General features: G+C 48.0%; 13 protein-coding genes. 8 read left to right on the forward strand and 5 right to left on the reverse strand.

Annotated elements, in window-relative coordinates:
- Positions 1–160: 160 nt before the first annotated feature.
- On the reverse strand, positions 161–910 hold the full coding sequence (locus JFC05_RS05100) for a hypothetical protein (RefSeq protein WP_198336039.1): 750 nt from the start codon (positions 908–910) through the stop codon (positions 161–163).
- A gap of 223 nt (positions 911–1,133) precedes the next feature.
- On the opposite strand from JFC05_RS05100, the gene JFC05_RS05105 reads away from it, so the two are divergent.
- The 4 genes from JFC05_RS05105 (at position 1,134) to JFC05_RS05120 (ending at position 6,139) form a co-directional block, all read left to right on the forward strand.
- On the forward strand, positions 1,134–1,571 hold the full coding sequence (locus JFC05_RS05105; RefSeq protein WP_198336040.1) for an HIT family protein: 438 nt from the start codon (positions 1,134–1,136) through the stop codon (positions 1,569–1,571).
- Between the two features lie 340 nt (positions 1,572–1,911).
- Entirely contained in the window at positions 1,912–3,957 is a 2,046-nt protein-coding gene (locus tag JFC05_RS05110; RefSeq protein WP_105246160.1) for a BCCT family transporter, read from the forward strand.
- A 130-nt stretch (positions 3,958–4,087) separates the two neighbouring features.
- Positions 4,088–5,134 (forward strand): tRNA dihydrouridine synthase DusB, encoded by a 1,047-nt coding sequence (gene dusB, locus JFC05_RS05115; RefSeq protein ID WP_227697420.1) that lies wholly within the window; start codon positions 4,088–4,090, stop codon positions 5,132–5,134.
- A gap of 117 nt (positions 5,135–5,251) precedes the next feature.
- Positions 5,252–6,139 (forward strand): SDR family NAD(P)-dependent oxidoreductase, encoded by an 888-nt coding sequence (locus JFC05_RS05120; RefSeq protein ID WP_198336041.1) that lies wholly within the window; start codon positions 5,252–5,254, stop codon positions 6,137–6,139.
- Positions 6,140–6,194: 55 nt separating this feature from the next.
- Here the strand turns inward: JFC05_RS05120 and JFC05_RS05125 are convergent, their stop codons facing one another.
- The 4 genes from JFC05_RS05125 to lipB all read right to left on the reverse strand — a co-directional run bounded on the left by JFC05_RS05125 (position 6,195) and on the right by lipB (position 8,871).
- Positions 6,195–6,530 (reverse strand): hypothetical protein, encoded by a 336-nt coding sequence (locus JFC05_RS05125; RefSeq protein WP_198336042.1) that lies wholly within the window; start codon positions 6,528–6,530, stop codon positions 6,195–6,197.
- 113 nt (positions 6,531–6,643) lie between these two features.
- A complete protein-coding gene (locus tag JFC05_RS05130; RefSeq protein ID WP_198336043.1) occupies positions 6,644–7,117 on the reverse strand; it encodes a hypothetical protein in 474 nt (157 codons plus the stop codon).
- Positions 7,118–7,294: 177 nt separating this feature from the next.
- Complete coding sequence (locus tag JFC05_RS05135; RefSeq protein ID WP_105246152.1) at positions 7,295–7,825, reverse strand: inorganic diphosphatase; 531 nt, start codon at positions 7,823–7,825, stop codon at positions 7,295–7,297.
- A 197-nt stretch (positions 7,826–8,022) separates the two neighbouring features.
- Entirely contained in the window at positions 8,023–8,871 is an 849-nt protein-coding gene (lipB, locus tag JFC05_RS05140; RefSeq protein WP_198336044.1) for a lipoyl(octanoyl) transferase LipB, read from the reverse strand.
- Positions 8,872–9,500: 629 nt separating this feature from the next.
- Between lipB and JFC05_RS05145 the strand changes: the two genes are divergently transcribed.
- The 4 genes from JFC05_RS05145 to msrAB all read left to right on the forward strand — a co-directional run bounded on the left by JFC05_RS05145 (position 9,501) and on the right by msrAB (position 16,291).
- Complete coding sequence (locus tag JFC05_RS05145; RefSeq protein WP_198336045.1) at positions 9,501–10,955, forward strand: coniferyl aldehyde dehydrogenase; 1,455 nt, start codon at positions 9,501–9,503, stop codon at positions 10,953–10,955.
- Between the two features lie 343 nt (positions 10,956–11,298).
- Positions 11,299–13,242 (forward strand): glycine betaine ABC transporter substrate-binding protein, encoded by a 1,944-nt coding sequence (locus JFC05_RS05150; RefSeq protein ID WP_198336046.1) that lies wholly within the window; start codon positions 11,299–11,301, stop codon positions 13,240–13,242.
- A 65-nt stretch (positions 13,243–13,307) separates the two neighbouring features.
- Complete coding sequence (locus JFC05_RS05155; protein ID WP_198336102.1) at positions 13,308–14,210, forward strand: ATP-binding cassette domain-containing protein; 903 nt, start codon at positions 13,308–13,310, stop codon at positions 14,208–14,210.
- A 380-nt stretch (positions 14,211–14,590) separates the two neighbouring features.
- Positions 14,591–16,291, forward strand: a complete 1,701-nt coding sequence (gene msrAB / locus JFC05_RS05160; RefSeq protein ID WP_244658157.1) for a bifunctional peptide-methionine (S)-S-oxide reductase MsrA/peptide-methionine (R)-S-oxide reductase MsrB — start codon at positions 14,591–14,593, stop codon at positions 16,289–16,291.
- Positions 16,292–16,385 lie beyond the last annotated feature (94 nt).

Genomic DNA, 16,385 nt, shown 5'->3' on the forward strand with positions numbered 1-16,385 from the left:
TTTGTTTATACCAACTTAGTTTACTCTTTCTCATAGTGCTATCCTAAATAATTTTGCTTATCTAGGACAGCCCCAAATCTTATTTTAATAGCAATGTGCCGTCCTGCAAGCGCATCAACGATAAACCATAAGAAGGCATAAGGCGGCCCAACACGACAATTTATGCTAGGCGCTCTAAGATGGCTTTGTCAAACCAAGGCAGATCGGTTTTATCCGCTTCTAGTCGGGCGATAACCTCTAGAGCGTGAGGCGCTGGCAATAGCTGATACTCAGCGCTGGCGGCGATGGGTAGTATCCGCACGTTTGCTGCCGCTTGTGAGTCAGCATCCTCTAAAACAGAGACAAGCGTTTGTTTGTCGTTTTTGTAGAGCACATCGACGCGACCAAAAAACTGCCAGTCTTTTAAGGCGGTGCTCAGCGCATCCACCGCCTCTTTGGTATAGATTTGCTCGGTGTCTTTGCCCGTATTGGTCCAGTGCAGACGCACAGCTAACTGCAGCGTCTCGCTAAACACCACCAGTGAGCCGATGACCTTGATATGCCAAGGACTGCTGATGAGCGCGGCCTCAATCCCGATGAGCTGCGCGGCCTCACTGGCATTCATCGGCCTATTAAACTGAGCCAGTAGGGCAGGTGTGAGCGGGTTGGCTTGCTTGATGGCATCGTCTAAGCTGTCGTAATGATATAAAAAAGGCAGCGGCAACTCCTGCGTCACTGTTTTTTTGCTGACTTTACAGTTGTGTATTTGCCAATGAATGCTGCTATCGGTCAGCACCTCGGCCAAAATCACGCTATTAGGCGGCAGGCTCTGCGCTGGATGCTCAGTACGCGTTTCTGCAGCAGATCTGGCAGCTAAATGGTCGTTTAGGTTGTCGTTTGATAAAGGCGTCGGCAAGGTAGGCGAATCCATAAATATAGCATCATTAAAGTAGAGGGTTAATATAACATTTAAAGTCTATGAGTCGCCAATAAATTGCTGAGCGAGTCGGCGCATATCGGTATGGAGGCTTTGATTGACAAGTCAGCAAGCGGCTTGTACTCAGGCGATATTTCGTCCACTATATAACACTTGTTGTGAGCAAAGCTTCCGAGTCATTCACTCACCACACTGGCCAATGAATAAAGGAATAACAATGAATCAAAACAATCACGTTCAATATGACGACAATAACATCTTTGCAAAAATGCTAAAGGGCGAGATTCCATATCATAAGGTTTATGAAGACGATAAGACCCTTGCCTTTATGGATATCATGCCACAAGCAAAAGGCCACGTACTGGTCATTCCCAAACAAAAAGCAATCGACTTGGCTGATCTGGAGCCTGAATATGCGGCAGCGGTACTGATGACCGCCAAAAAAGTCATGCAAGCGCAGCGCCAAGTGTTTGAGCGCGAAGGTATCATCCAAATGCAGCTAAATGGCTCGCAAGCTGGGCAGACGGTGTTTCATTATCATGTCCATCTGATTCCATCAAGTATTCATGAGCTAGGCCGTCATGCCGTCACCCAAGCAGATCAAGGCGAGCTGGCAGATCTGGCGCAACAGCTTGCCGCAGTTATTGCAGGATAATATTGTCATTGTAGACAAACAGATATATTTTATATATTAAAGGCGGCTAACAAGCTGCCTTTTTTGCTTGGTAATAGTCATGTAACAATCGTTAAAGTAGTGTTACAAGGACAGAGATTGTCTGGGGTTTTTCAAAAGAGTGTGATAAATATCATAATGGCTGACTGTTGGTTAAGCAGTTTCGTCTTTAGAACCCATACATCAAACCAGTGCCTATAAGCAGACAATGTCAGAAGTCAAAAATGTAGTATCAAACATTTATCAGACAGACATTTTATGCAAAAAATATTTTAACAAGCACGGTTGATCGGTTTTGTCACTTTTTGAGGATATCACTTCTATGAGTAAATTACCTCGCTCCACTATTTTGTTGCCAGTTTTTGTCCCAGCGGCGGCCATCATGCTGCTATTGGTGATTGGCACTGCTATCAATCCAGAGGCGGCCGGTGAGCTGTTTAGTACCGTTCTGGCATTTACCACTGAGACGTTCGGCTGGTTTTATATGCTGGCAGTTGCCATATTTTTGATGTTTGTCATCGTGTTGGCGTTTTCGCCTTATGGCAGCATCAAGTTAGGCCCTGACCATGCAGAGGCTGAATATCAGTTCCTCGAATGGTTTGCTATGCTGTTTTCGGCAGGTTACGGCATTGCCTTGCTCTTTTATGGTGTCGCCGAGCCGGTCTTACATTTTGCCAGTCCACCACTCTCAGAGCCTCAGACGATTGAGGCGGCCAAGGAGGCGATGCAGATTGCCTATTTTCATTGGGGGTTTCATATTTGGGCGATATACGGCGTCGTGGGGCTGTCATTGGCGTATTTTTCCTTTCGGCACGGTTTACCGCTGTCGGTGCGCTCAACCCTCTATCCCTTAATCGGTGACAAAATCCATGGGCCTATCGGACATACGGTGGATGTGTTTGCGATTTTGGGTACCATGTTTGGTATCGCCACCAGTTTGGGTCTGTCTGTGGCTCAGATTAATGCAGGCTTGAATTACTTATTACCCGATATGATTCCAGTGAGCACCACCGTACAAGTCATCATCATTGCGCTGGTGACCACCGCAGCACTGGTGTCTGTACTGGCTGGGATGGATAAGGGTGTCAAACGCCTGTCTATCTTAAACATGGTGCTGGCCACGGCTTTGATGCTGTTTGTGTTTGTGGTTGGGCCGTCGATATTTATCCTAAATGCCTTTATGGAAAATACAGGCAGTTATTTGGGCAATATCGTTGAGCGCACCTTTAGCCTACAAGCCTATCAGTCGAGCGATTGGATCGGTAGCTGGACGCTATTTATCTTTGCATGGACGATCGCGTGGGCGCCTTTTGTCGGACTATTTATCGCCAAAATCAGTCGCGGCCGTACCATTCGTGAGTTTGTATTGGGCGTGATGCTTGTGCCAACGCTGTTTACCTTCTTTTGGTTTTCGGTATTTGGGGATACCGCGCTGCATATGATTATGGTCGATGGTTATGAGGCGCTGATCGGCGAGGTACAAAACAACCAAGCCATTGCTTTGTTTAAGTTGCTAGAAAACTTACCTTTTACTCAAATTGTCTCGTCATTGACCGTCCTACTGATTATTACTTTTTTTGTGACGTCATCGGACTCAGGATCATTGGTCATCGACTCGCTCGCCGCCGGCGGTCGTAGTGATACGCCGTGGTGGCAGCGCTCATTTTGGGTAGTTACAGAAGGTGCTGTAGCGGCGGTGCTGCTGATCGCAGGTGGCCTAAGCGCTCTGCAGACAGCGGCTATCGTCAGTGCCTTGCCTTTTGCAGTGATTATCTTAATTTCGACATTTGGTATGTGGCGTGCGCTACGTATCGAGGGGCATCGTAATCAAAGTCTGGCTACTGACAACCATCTACCACCGCATCTGCTCAAATTAGACGCATGGCGTGATCGTATTGATTATATTACCAATCAGCCAACGCGCGAAAAGGTGCTCGGCTATATCAAGGGCACGGTGATGTCATCGATGCAGGAGGTTGCAGAAAAATTTGCCGAGACAGGCTGGTTGCCTGAGGTTAACTATGATGAGGTAAACAATCGAGCGGTACTAGAGCTAAGACGCGGTGATAATGTCGAGTTTTGGTACGAAGTACGCCTATCAGAGCATGAAGTTCCTGACTATTATACTGAAGATATGGCGGGTAACCTGCCCCAAGAGCACCATCACCGTGCTGAGGTTTATTTGCGCCGCGGTGGCCAAACCTATGACTTATATGGTTATCAGCCAGAGTCGGTAATCAACGATATCATCGATCAGTTTGAAAAATATCTGTATTTCGTCAATGTCTCGCCCGATATTTTGCCTTGGCGTATGCAGGAACACGATGATGATATTACCCTAGAGCAGGGCAGTGTGTTTGATAAGTAAGCGAGCGCATTGCTTATTTGGAAGTCGTATTGGAAGTCATAACGGCAAAGGATTGACTTGAATGGCTTGCAATATGCGTACGAACCCTTAGAATAACGGCTTGTTTTCTATGCAAATCAAGCCGTTTTTTATGTCTATAAATACTTCTGCGAATCCTGTGATGGCTGATTCTTCAGTACCAGTTGCCGCTCAGCATCCCTTATTACAGCCGCTTGATATCGGTGGTCTGAGTATCGAAAACCGTCTGATGGTCGCGCCCATGGCCGGCGTGACGGATAACCCTTTTCGTAGACTGTGCAAATCTTTTGGCGCAGGGCATGCAGTCAGTGAAATGATCATCGCCGATACCGCGCTTTATGCCAGCAAAAAGTCTTTGTACCGTGCCAATTTTGATAATGAAATTGCGCCCATCTCGGCACAAATAGCAGGGGCTGAGCCTGATAAATTGGCTGAAGCGGCGCGTTATCAGATTGACAATGGCGCGCAGATTATTGATATCAATATGGGCTGTCCTGCCAAAAAAGTCTGCCGTAAGCTGGCAGGCTCAGCTTTGCTGCAAGACGAAGATTTGGTGGCGCGTCTGCTCGATGCGGCAGTAGGTGCAGTCGATGCTCCCGTCACCCTAAAGACGCGACTGGGTTATGAAAATGGCCGCGAAAATATCTTGCGAGTGGCGCGCCGTGCTGAGCAAGCTGGTATCGCAGCGATTGCGATTCATGGGCGGACGCGTGAGGACATGTATACAGGTACGGCGCGTTATGAGCTGATACGCGAAGTCAAAGACAGTATCGGTATCCCTGTCATTGCCAATGGCGATATCGATAGCCCTGAAAAAGCCCAATATGTCTACGAGATGACAGGCTGCGATGCCGTGATGATAGGGCGCGCCGCTCAAGGTCAGCCGTGGCTGTTTCGTGATATCGGTCATTTTTTGCAGACAGGTGAGCGGCTACCAGCACCAAGTATTCGCGAGATTAAAGAGATTGTGCTCGCGCATCTACAAGAGCTGTATGATTTTTATGGCGAATACTCAGGCTGCCGTATTGCGCGTAAGCATATTGCGTGGTACACCACGGGCATCCCAAATTCCAATGCCTTTCGCCAAGCGATGTATGGCGAAGAGAGTACCGCAGGACAGTTTCGTGTGGTCGAGGATTTTCTGTGTACGCATCAGTAGTCACTAGGGCGGGTAAATAATCATCAATCGCGATGTTTGTACTGACGATTTATTCACCTCAGGCCATATTTTTTGCTATTCTACAAAAGAACATAAAACAAACAAAAAGGACTTTTTATGGCCAACCCCTCAAAAAAAGCAATCGCCAAAGCGGTTAAAGGTAAGCATATCATAATCACGGGTGCCTCAAGTGGTATCGGCGAGCGTACTGCTTTTTTGCTCAGTGAGTGCGGCGCTCATGTGATTTTGTTGGCACGTACCAAAGACAAGCTAAAAATTGTCGCGGACAATATCGAAACACTCGGTGGCAGGGCCAGTTATTATCCATGTGATTTGACCGATATGGATGATATCGAAGACGTCAGTAAACGGATTCTTGCTGATTTTGGTCATGTCGATGTGTTGGTCAATAATGCGGGGCGCTCGATTCGCCGTTCAGTGCATGAATCAGTCAACCGTTTTCATGACTTTGAGCGCACGATGGATGTCAATTACTTTGGTGCGGTAAAGATTATTTTGGGACTACTTCCGACGATGATTGGCAGAAAGAAGGGGCAAATTGTCAATATCTCCTCCATTGGCGTACTGGCAAACAGTCCGCGTTTTGCCGCTTATGTCGCCTCAAAGTCAGCGCTTGATGCGTTTAGTCGCTGTCTGGCAGCAGAGGTCAAAGGCGATAATATCAAAGTCACCAACATTTTTATGCCGCTGGTGCGCACGCCGATGATTGCCCCGACCAAGCTGTATCGTTATATGCCAGCATTGATGCCTGATGAGGCGGCGATGATGATCGCCAAAGCGATCGTCCATAAACCAAACAGTATCGCCAGCAACATGGGTAGATTTGCGTCTGCAAGCTACTCGTTGGTACCTGCATTTAACGTGGGGGTACAGTCTATTGGTTATCGTATCTTCCCAAGCTCGACGGCTGCCCAGACGACCGATAGTAAGCCAAATCTAGCGCAGCGTATTTTTGCAAAAATACTGCCTGGTGAGCATCACTAGTATAAGCGCTCAGTAGGGAGTACAGAGAGGCTCCCTACTGAGGCTTGATCCTTACTTATTGCACCCCATCTGCGGATGCCTTATCTAAGTTGGGGTTGTTTTCATTGACCGTCACCGTATCATCAGCTTTTTGGTCATTTTCTACACTGCCACTGCTAGAATAGTAGGCTGTACCTCCCGCACCTTCCTCATCTTCTGTAGAGTTAGGAGTAGGAGCTTGGTCTTTCTCTTCGCTCGCTGTTTGCACAGGCGTTATTTCGCTAGATTCTATATTATTGTTATCGTCTGGCTTTTGGGTCTCATTGCTGCAAGCACCAAGACCCAAGAGGCTCACCCAACATACTATCCATAATTTATTTTTAAGCGATTTTGCCGCTATAGATGTTTTCATTTTAATATCCTTATTGCCGTTAAGATCAAACCTTGCGTAAAATTCATACCAGTAGCGCGTTTAAATCCATAATAGTTTTACATTCAGCTAACTATAAAACCCGCCATGTCGCTCTAACCAAACACTCGCCATAATATCCAAAACAATCCCGCCATAATCACCATAATCAGCAATAAACGTTTTGTCCAATATGGCATTAAGGGTTTTTTGTATCCCAAGTTATTTAGCTGGCTATCAACCCCTTGTTGTAGGTCTTTAAAACCTTGAGTCTGCTTGGTGGTTTTGACGCGTGTTTTGATCAGTTTGCCAGATTCTAGCTCTTCTTTTGTTTCTTGCTCTCGATCAAAGCTAATGGCGTGATTAGAGATGCCTTGTTTGTTTGCGATGGTATTGAGTTTTTGTTGCTGCTTTACTTTTAACGCGGTTTCATAAGCGTCTATTCGCACCTTGGCTTCATCCATACTGATATTTTCATCTTGCGCCAATGTTTTGATGGCCATGACGAGGTTGTTTTTTTCAACCATCATGATCACATCTTTTGGCAGTTTTGGATTGACTGGCTTTGAGCTTGGGTCGGGGTTAAACATGGTGTTCCTTATTGTCGATGAGCATATATCATATGAGCACGGGTTATTATAACCATTTTAACCAAGCATCATTCAAGCGGTGAGCGATATTTGGGCAGTGGAGAAACAAAAAAATACCGCCATCATTGTTATGATAGCGGTATATTGCAGCGAGATTATCTGGGTATCAGTAATGGCTTATAGGTCTTTCCAGCGCTGGATAGACTCTTTGATGACTTCTTTGGCCTCAGCCACGTCGCCCCATGATTCAACCACAGTGGTGCCCGCTTTTTTCAGGTCTTTATAGTGGCTGAAGTGGAACTGTAGCTGGTTGATCAGCTGTTTAGGTAGGTCTTCTAAGCTGTTGTATGCATTGCCGGTATCACGGTCATCCGCTGGTACGACGACGATTTTGTCATCGACTTCGCCATCATCCACAAACTTCATCACACCGATGACTTTGGCTTTTAAGAAAACACCAGTCGGCAGTGGCTGCTCTGTGATGATCAGCGCATCCAACTCGTCGCCATCTTCGTCTAGCGTTTGCGGGATAAAGCCGTAGTTACAAGGCTTGGCAAAGATTTGTGGATCGATACGATCCAGCTCAAACACGGCCAATTCGCGGTTCCATTCAATTTTATGGCTGCTACCGGTAGGGATTTCTACTACCACGTTGATGATGCCGCCGTCTACGTCGCCTGCGTCCAAAATTTTATTAAAATCTGCCATAAAATACTCCGATTTGCTTTTGTTTTAAATGTCTAAATACAATAAGAAAAGCTCAAAGGTTGAGCTGAGCTGTCATATAGGTGTGACAGCTGTCTGTACCGCCAGCGATTATAGCAAGTTTGCGACAATTTTTCTCAAAATATTTAAGTCTAAGTATGCAAGATATTATGCAAAAAAAGACTCAAAGGTCACAAGCTTTAGTGACTTGGTTTGGGAGCCAACGGGCGCAGTGCTATCTGTCCTGCATGGCGCTGAGCGATATTGTCGATGAGTTTTTGTGTGACGTTCTCATAGCTCAAGGGTTCGCGGACTTGCCCTGCGCTTTGTGTCTTTGGGGAGGATGCCATGTTGATAAAATCAGCCAGCCTAAGCATTTGCATGCCAGCATAGCCACATGGGTTGATGGCATTAAACGCGGATAAATCACAAGTTAAATTAATAGCGATACCGTGGTAACTAAAACCATGCTTAATCTTAAAGCCTAATGACGCCATTTTACCTAACATGATGGATGATGGGTGGATGTCAGTCGATACAATGCCTTTATCGGCTGGGCTGTCGTCATACTCTGTGCTGGTATCGGCATAGAGATAGACACCTGGCGCATCACGGCGCGCTTGGGCACGAATGCGCGTATCACCAGCTGTATGGTTTTGTAAGCAGTCATTGATCACATCTTCGATGGCTTGCTCAGCGTGTGAGACTAAATTACGCACACTCCAGCCCAAGCTCTCTAAATCAAATAACCAATACAGCACCAATTGCCCATGACCATGCCAAGTCACTTGACCACCGCGATCGGTTTTGATAATTGGGGTGTCTGTACGCTGCAAAATGTGCTCTTCTTTACCCGCTTGTCCTAAGGTATAGACATCATTGTGATCGACAATCCACAGCTCATCTGGCGTGCGCTGCTGTTTGGTTTTTTTTAACTCAATACGTGTCAGCGTGCGCGCGAGCATCGCATCCAAGGTAGGGACATAATCGGCCGCGGACAAAGACTTACTGATCAGTGTATCACTCAGGGGTTGTATGGCGTTTTGCATGGCAGTCACAACGTATGGTAGATATATAGAATTGGCAAAAGATATGAAGGCAAGGGCGTGTCCTCTTCAATCGATAGCCATCTAAATGAGTTAGAAATGGCTAAATCTGACCAAACAGTATCAAATAGCTAACGAATATCTCGATATTATCTGGGCTATTTTCGTTGTTTGATTAGGGCGTGTTGAATATTCAACACGCCCTACAGTTTTTGGCGGCAATTCATCTCATTTTTATTGCTATTTTTAAAATGAGGACACGTCCAAGTAGGTCAGTTGCCTAAAGTGTAGCAGTTTTTGGCAGTGTCGCCCAAACTTATCTGCTTATTAGATACCGCCCAAATAAAAATTTGGAAATTAAAAAGTTTGGCCGCGGCGTAAGCGATGACTTTTGCTCTATTAAAAAACGCACTAGTCAGTTTAAAATGCTATTCATTGCTCAGTCGATGCGCTACATTAAAGTGCCCGTCGGAGCGTCTAAAAGCGTAAGGGATACAATTTTATGACTGTTTTTTATGACGGATTTTGGTTGGGTCTGCTAAAAACGAAGACAGGCAGGATGGGCGCTAAAAATACAGCGCCGCTCGCCCAAAAAAGTATATCAGTCCCAACGCATATAACAAGGAAGAGACATGACAGACAATACCCAAAATATCAATGAGCATATGCCGCACCAAACCTCTAGTATCGCGCACACCGCCGAAGAGATGCGAGCGCAATTTGAGCATCTACAAGCGCTGAGCCGTACGCAGCCGATAAACGACTGGGCCACGCGTGAGACGCAGCTGGATAACCTTGAGATGATGCTCAGCGACAACCAAGCCAGCTTTGCCAGTGCCATCAGCGCTGACTTTGGCCATCGTAGTGAGTCTGAGACGCAGTTTGCTGAGTTGTTCCCCAGTTTTACAGGGATTAGTCATGCCAAAAAACACGGCAAAAAATGGATGAAGCCTCAGCGTGCACCGATCTCGACACTGTATATGCCAGCCCACAACGAAATCCAGCCGCAGCCGTTAGGGGTGGTCGGCATCATGGTGCCTTGGAACTATCCGCTGTTTTTGGCCGTAGGCCCGATGATAGATGCGCTCGCTGCTGGCAATAGAATCATGATTAAAATGAGTGAGGCGGCACCAAAGTTTGCGCAGACGTTCGCCGATGCTGTGGCTCGTTATTTTTCCTCCGACATGATATGTGTGGTGCTGGGAGAAGTCGATATCGCGGTGGCTTTTAGTGAGCTGCCGTTTGATCATCTGCTGTATACTGGCTCGACAGCGGTCGGCAAAAAAGTCATGGCCGCCGCCGCCCCCAATCTGACGCCAGTGACGTTAGAGCTGGGTGGTAAGTCGCCGGTGATCGTCTTGGATGATGCCAATTTGGAATCGGCGGTCAATCGCGTGATGATGGGCAAGACACTAAATGCTGGTCAAACCTGTATCGCCCCTGATTATGTGCTGATTCCCCGTCGTTATCATGAGTCATTTATCCAAGCGGCAAAAGACTGGATGGATAAGCACTATCCTGATATTGAGCACAATCCTGACTACTCACGCATCATCAATGGCGCGCAGTTTGAGCGCGTAAAAGGCTATTTGAACGCGCTACCAAGCGAGCAGGTGCATGCGCTGACCTCGATTGAGGCCAACAGCGAAACACGCCTGATGCCGCCTGTGATCGTTCGGGAGCCTGCGTTAGACAGTGAGGTGATGGACAATGAGATTTTTGCGCCGATTTTGCCTTTGATACACTACGAAACGCTAGATGATGCCATTCACTTGGTCAATTCGCGCCCGCGTCCGCTGGCTTTGTATGTATTTGGCGAACATCAAGGCGATATAGAGCAAGTGCGTAATCGTACGGTCTCAGGTGGTCTGTGTGTCAACGAGGTCCTCATGCACGTGGCGCAGCACGACTTACCCTTTGGCGGCGTTGGTGATTCGGGCACCGGTGCTTATCATGGTAAGGCAGGATTTGAGCGTCTTAGTCACATGAAGCCGGTGTTTGTACAGGCCAAGCTCAACGGCATGAATTTACTACTACCGCCTTATGGTGGACTGTTTAAAAAAGCCATGGCTCTATTTTTAAAGTAGCACTCAAACACAGTCGCCTTGTAAATCACTGTGTCCGATATAATCATGCTCAGTGTAGCCATGCCTAATACAGCCTTGTGGCGACACGTTTTAAGCATACTTATGCATCTACCTAGGTAGGTGCTCTTTTTTGGCCAAATAGCGGTAGACTGCGCATGGGTAGTGAACAATAAGCATTTGTCATCTTTGTGAGAAGTCGCTACACTTTGTAGTACCTCTAAACAACGGCAACCTATCATTTAAGCCAATCGCTCATGCGTGCTACTGACGCAAGAGATTCGTTCATACTTACGTGTAGGTATAGGCGAGTGGCATCCATCATCCATCATCAATAGGACTGAGCATGCGCCAATGGATTGCGTTAAGTTTACTCTGTATGAGTATATTACTCCTGCCCGTGGCAGCCTCGGCGGCCTGCCAATCACCTGTCAAATTTGGCGCGCTGACATGGGAGAGTGGTCAGTTTATCTCTGGGGTACTCAAGTATATCGTCGAAGATGGCTATGAGTGTGCGGTCGAGGAGGTGCCAGGTGCTGGCCCTGCGCTCGAAACCGCGCTGTCGCAAGACGATATTCAAGTCATCGGTGAGCAGTGGGTTGGGCGCTCACCGATCATGGAACAGGCCATTGCGCAAGATAAAGTTGCTGTCATCGGCGATACGCTAAAAGGCGGCGCAACCCAAGGCTGGTATGTGCCCAAATACGTGCTAGAAGAAAATCCGGGACTGCGCAGCTACCAAGATCTGCCCAAGTATGCCCATTTGTTTGAAGACCCAGAAGATCCAGGCAGTGCTCGTTTTATGAATTGCCCTTCTGGCTGGACTTGTGAGGTGTTTAATACGCGGCTACTAAAAAATACAGGATTGGATGGTGTTTTTAACAACGCGCACCCCGGTACAGGCGCGGCACTCGATGCCGAGATATCGTCTGCATTTGAGCAGCACAAACCCTTATTGTTTTATTACTGGCAGCCGACAGGGTTGATGGCGAAATACGACTTTGCCGCGCTTGAGTTTCCTGCGCACGATGATGCTTGTTGGCAGGATTTGCTGCGCGCAGATGGCAGCGCTGACTGCGTCTCAGGCTTCCCCGTTTCTCCTTTGGGGATTGCTGTCTCCACCCCGTTTATAGCGTCCCACCCAGCGCTGGTTGATGTTTTTAATAACGTACAGTTTAGTGCCGATGCGCTCAATGGCGCTATCTTAGAGATGAGTGAAAACAAACGTAGCGGCGAAGAGCAAGCGTTGGTGTTTTTGCGCGAGCATCCAGACGTCTGGCGCACGTGGGTGACTGACGAAGCGGCCATCAATCTAGCAGCGCAGTTAGATATTAGCCTCACAGGTGCGGCAGCCAACGATAGCACTATCGCTCATGATGATGGCATCAATAATCAAGCATTTGGCCTTGCATCGAGCTTCCCATCATGGTCGCTTGAGACCCCGCTCAATAATACCTTGGCAAGCGTGGTAAAAAACTACGGTGAGGTGTTTCGTACCATCAGTACTTTGGCACTTACTTATTTATTGTTACCGATTGAGCGGCTATTGACCGCGATGCCGCCATGGCTGCTTATCTTACTCGTCACGGTATTGGGATGGTTTGCGGTTCGTAAGGTGTGGTTTGCCTTGGCATGCGGTGCAGGGCTGTTTTTGATCGGTGCTTTTGGGCTGTGGGGCGCGCTGATTGATACTTTTGCCCTGCTAATCGTCTCGGTGCTGGTGACAGTGGTGATTGGCATTCCGATCGGGATTGCGATGTCGGGCAGTAAGATACTGCGTAAGATAGTCACGCCCATTTTGGATGTGATGCAGACCATGCCAAGCTTTGTATATTTGATTCCGGTGCTGATGCTATTTGGAATTGGTAAGGTGCCAGCGCTGTTTGCTACCGTCATTTATGCCTTGCCGCCGCTGATTCGCCTGACGACGCTGGGCATTACCCAAGTCGATCATGAGATGATCGAGGCAGGGCGCTCGTTTGGCAGTACGCATCGTCAGCTGCTGATTTGGATTAAGCTACCACAAGCATTACCAAGTATCATGGCGGGGATCAATCAAGCGGTGATGATGTCACTGTCCATGGTGGTGCTGGCTTCTATGATTGGCGCGCCAGGTCTTGGCGAGGATGTGCTGCAGTCTATTCAAACGCTAAATATCGGTCAAGGGCTACAAGCAGGTACCGCGATCGTCATCGTCGCCATTATCATTGATCGTATCACTCAGGCATTTGGTCAAGGCAAGCGCGCCCGCCAACAAACCATCGATGCTGGCAAGCGTCCGATAGGGTGATAAGTAGCGGCTACATCGAGCTAAGCTGTGCTAAACCGCATAAAAACCCCATAGCGAGAACCATGATGAACCATATTCAGCTTGAAAATATCAGTAAGATTTATAACGCCAGCACGGCACAGGCGCAGGTAGCTTTATCGCTATTGGCGCAAGGGATGGACAGTACCGAGGTCAAAGAGCAGACAGGGTATTCGGTCGGGCTTTATGACATCAACCTCGCCATCAAAGCAGGGGAGCTGCACTGTATCATGGGGCTCTCAGGCTCAGGCAAGTCGACTTTGATACGGCATATCAATCGTCTAATAGACCCAAGCTGTGGCAAAATATGGGTCGATACCAGCCTACATACAACAAACCCTAGTCGCGCGCCTGCTACCGTAGTAGCAGAGGAGACGCAGACTACAGCGCAAGCAGAATCGTCTGCTATCGATATATTGACGCTCAATGATAAAGCGCTGCAGCAGTATCGTCAGCATACCGTCAGTATGGTGTTTCAGCATTTCGGCCTAGTACCGCACATGACTGTCATACAAAACGTCGCCTATGGCCTACGGGTACGGAAGATGAGTACCAAAGCGCGCCATGAGATTGCACGGCATTGGCTCAATGAAGTCGGACTGCCCAATCTAGAACACAGCTACCCTGACGAGCTATCAGGCGGTATGCAGCAGCGTGTTGGGCTGGCACGGGCACTGGCGACAGACAACCCAATCTTGCTGATGGATGAGGCGTTTTCTGCCCTTGATCCGCTGATTCGTGCTCAGCTACAAGACCAGCTGTTGGAGCTGCAAGATCGGCTGAGCAAGACCATCGTTTTTATTACCCATGATATCGATGAGGCCATCAAGGTCGGCCAACGCATCAGCATCTTAAACGGTGGTCGTTTGGTACAGACGGGCACCCCGCAGCAGCTACGTCACGACCCTGCTGATGATTATGTGGCGCAGTTTATGCACACTAAGTCGTGATGCTGATTTTGACGTTTTTTATCGACAGCAAAGGCATTTTGCACGATAGAGTGTAGGGTCTGATCGGTGATACAACGGTTAACAAAAGCTCAATATGAAACCGCTGTTTTTAATATTGTCTGAATTGTATTTAGGCAGAGATGGTCGTACTATAAAAATATCTGCCACTCATAGCAGTGTTAGTTAAAGGATCTATTATGTCAAACCAGCCTACCGATAAAAACGATCAACCACGCCACTTAAATTGGTACAAAGATCAGTCAAGTACCAGCCATTCTATAAGTAACGTTACCGCCAAACCCCCATCACAGCATGTAGTAACACAGCCCCCTCACTCAAAACCATCACGCTACCTAAAAAATACCAGCCGCTATGGCGTGATGGCGGTGCTCAGCGCTGGGCTGCTGATGGCTTGCGGTCAAATGAGTAATGCTGATAATAGTGCCAGTAGTAGTGCTGGCAGTAGTGCCAGTCAGCAAAACAGCGGCGTGACCAGCTCACGAGATATGTTGCCATCTGACATGCTTGGGCAGATGCAAGCATTGCCGCAATTGACCACAGGTCTGGGCGAGACAGGCGCGGCAGTGATCGACCCTGATAAGCCGACCTTGGTTAAGTTTTGGGCGAGCTGGTGCCCGCTGTGTTTGGGCACACTGGCTGAGACCGAAGTGTGGCGCCTTGATCCTAAGTTCTCTGGTTTAAACGTAGTCACTATGGTAAGTCCTGGTCATCTCAATGAGAAAGCTGAGGGTGAGTTTGCCTCATGGTATGCAGGCGTGCAGTCAGAGTATCCCAAACTACCGGTATTGACTGACCCTTCTGGCGCTATCATCAAGCAGCTTGGCGTGCAGGTCTATCCAAGCTGGGCGATACTGGATAAAACCGGCAACTTGGTACACTTAGTCAAAGGCAATCTATCGACCGAGCAAGCATATGCGCTGGCGGACAATGCCGAAAACGACTTTGCCGAGCTAAAGGCTGGCAGTAGCAAGCCTGCAAACGCCCAAGCGGCAGCCAGCAATAGCAAGATTGAAACCATCAAGCAAAAAGATGGGGTGTATTATAATGACAAAGGCAACGCCATCAATACCCGCTCTATCTATCTGGCAGGCGGCTGCTTTTGGGGTGTTGAAGCCTATATGGAGCGTGTCGATGGCGTGGTCGATGCGCTATCAGGCTATGCCAATGGGGATACTGCCAACCCCAGTTATGAGCAGGTCATTCGCGGCTCAGGGCATGCTGAAGCAGTAAAAGTCACTTATGATGCTGATAAGATAGATCTTGATACGGTTTTGCAGTATTATTTTCGCGTCATTGACCCGACCAGCCTAAACAAACAAGGCAATGATCGCGGTGTGCAGTATCGTACTGGGGTGTATTATACCGATCAAGACGATAAAGCGGTCATCGACGCGGCGCTAAAGCGAGTACAGAGCCAATATAAGCAAAAAGTTGTGGTCGAAAATGAGCCGTTAGACAACTTTTATGTGGCGGAGATGTATCATCAAGACTATCTGGCAAAAAACCCAAATGGCTACTGTCATGTCGATCTCAGCCTTGCCGATGATAAGCTTGAGAGTACGGCACCACCCAAGCTTGCGCCTGTCAGCACCGTCGCAGAAGCGCTAGAGCCCAAGCGTTATGCTGGGTTTGATAAAAGTGCGCTACAGCAGACGCTCACCAAAGCTCAGTACAATATCACTCAACAGGCAGGAACAGAGCGGGCGTTTAGTCATGAGTATGATGACTTGTTTGCTCCTGGGATTTATGTCGATGTGGTCTCGGGCGAGCCTTTGTTTTTATCTACTGATAAGTACCAGTCAGGCTGCGGTTGGCCAAGCTTTACCAAGCCCATCGATATGCAAGTGATTACCCAGCACGAAGACCGAGCGTTTAATATGGTGCGTACCGAGGTGCGCTCGCGGGTCGCGGACTCACACTTGGGCCATGTGTTCCCCGATGGGCCAAAGGATCGTGGCGGCCTACGTTATTGTATCAATGGTGGCGCGCTGCAGTTTATCCCCGTCGATGTGATGCCGCAGTCAGGCTATGCGCCTTTGGTCAAACTGATTACGTCGTAGTGGTATCGACAGCGTTATACAGTGTTATAAATGTTTTGCCATTTTTGACCCATTTAGCTGACTATTAGCTGACTATCAGTTAGATTGAGGGCAC

It is taken from the genome of Psychrobacter celer (genome assembly GCF_016107555.1).
GTDB classification, from domain to species: Bacteria; Pseudomonadota; Gammaproteobacteria; order Pseudomonadales; family Moraxellaceae; genus Psychrobacter; species Psychrobacter celer.

Bases quoted from the DNA above. Each gene is read 5' to 3' on its own strand.
- JFC05_RS05105 (WP_198336040.1), top strand. From the start codon at position 1,134: ATGAATCAAAACAATCACGTTCAATATGACGACAATAACATCTTTGCA.
- JFC05_RS05145 (WP_198336045.1), top strand. From the start codon at position 9,501: ATGACAGACAATACCCAAAATATCAATGAGCATATGCCGCACCAAACC.
- msrAB (WP_244658157.1), top strand. From the start codon at position 14,591: ATGGCGGTGCTCAGCGCTGGGCTGCTGATGGCTTGCGGTCAAATGAGT.
- lipB (WP_198336044.1), bottom strand. From the start codon at position 8,871: ATGCAAAACGCCATACAACCCCTGAGTGATACACTGATCAGTAAGTCT.
- JFC05_RS05130 (WP_198336043.1), bottom strand. From the start codon at position 7,117: ATGTTTAACCCCGACCCAAGCTCAAAGCCAGTCAATCCAAAACTGCCA.
- JFC05_RS05135 (WP_105246152.1), bottom strand. From the start codon at position 7,825: ATGGCAGATTTTAATAAAATTTTGGACGCAGGCGACGTAGACGGCGGC.
- JFC05_RS05100 (WP_198336039.1), bottom strand. From the start codon at position 910: ATGGATTCGCCTACCTTGCCGACGCCTTTATCAAACGACAACCTAAAC.
- JFC05_RS05125 (WP_198336042.1), bottom strand. From the start codon at position 6,530: ATGAAAACATCTATAGCGGCAAAATCGCTTAAAAATAAATTATGGATA.
- JFC05_RS05120 (WP_198336041.1), top strand. From the start codon at position 5,252: ATGGCCAACCCCTCAAAAAAAGCAATCGCCAAAGCGGTTAAAGGTAAG.
- JFC05_RS05150 (WP_198336046.1), top strand. From the start codon at position 11,299: ATGCGCCAATGGATTGCGTTAAGTTTACTCTGTATGAGTATATTACTC.
- JFC05_RS05110 (WP_105246160.1), top strand. From the start codon at position 1,912: ATGAGTAAATTACCTCGCTCCACTATTTTGTTGCCAGTTTTTGTCCCA.
- dusB (WP_227697420.1), top strand. From the start codon at position 4,088: ATGTCTATAAATACTTCTGCGAATCCTGTGATGGCTGATTCTTCAGTA.
- JFC05_RS05155 (WP_198336102.1), top strand. From the start codon at position 13,308: ATGAACCATATTCAGCTTGAAAATATCAGTAAGATTTATAACGCCAGC.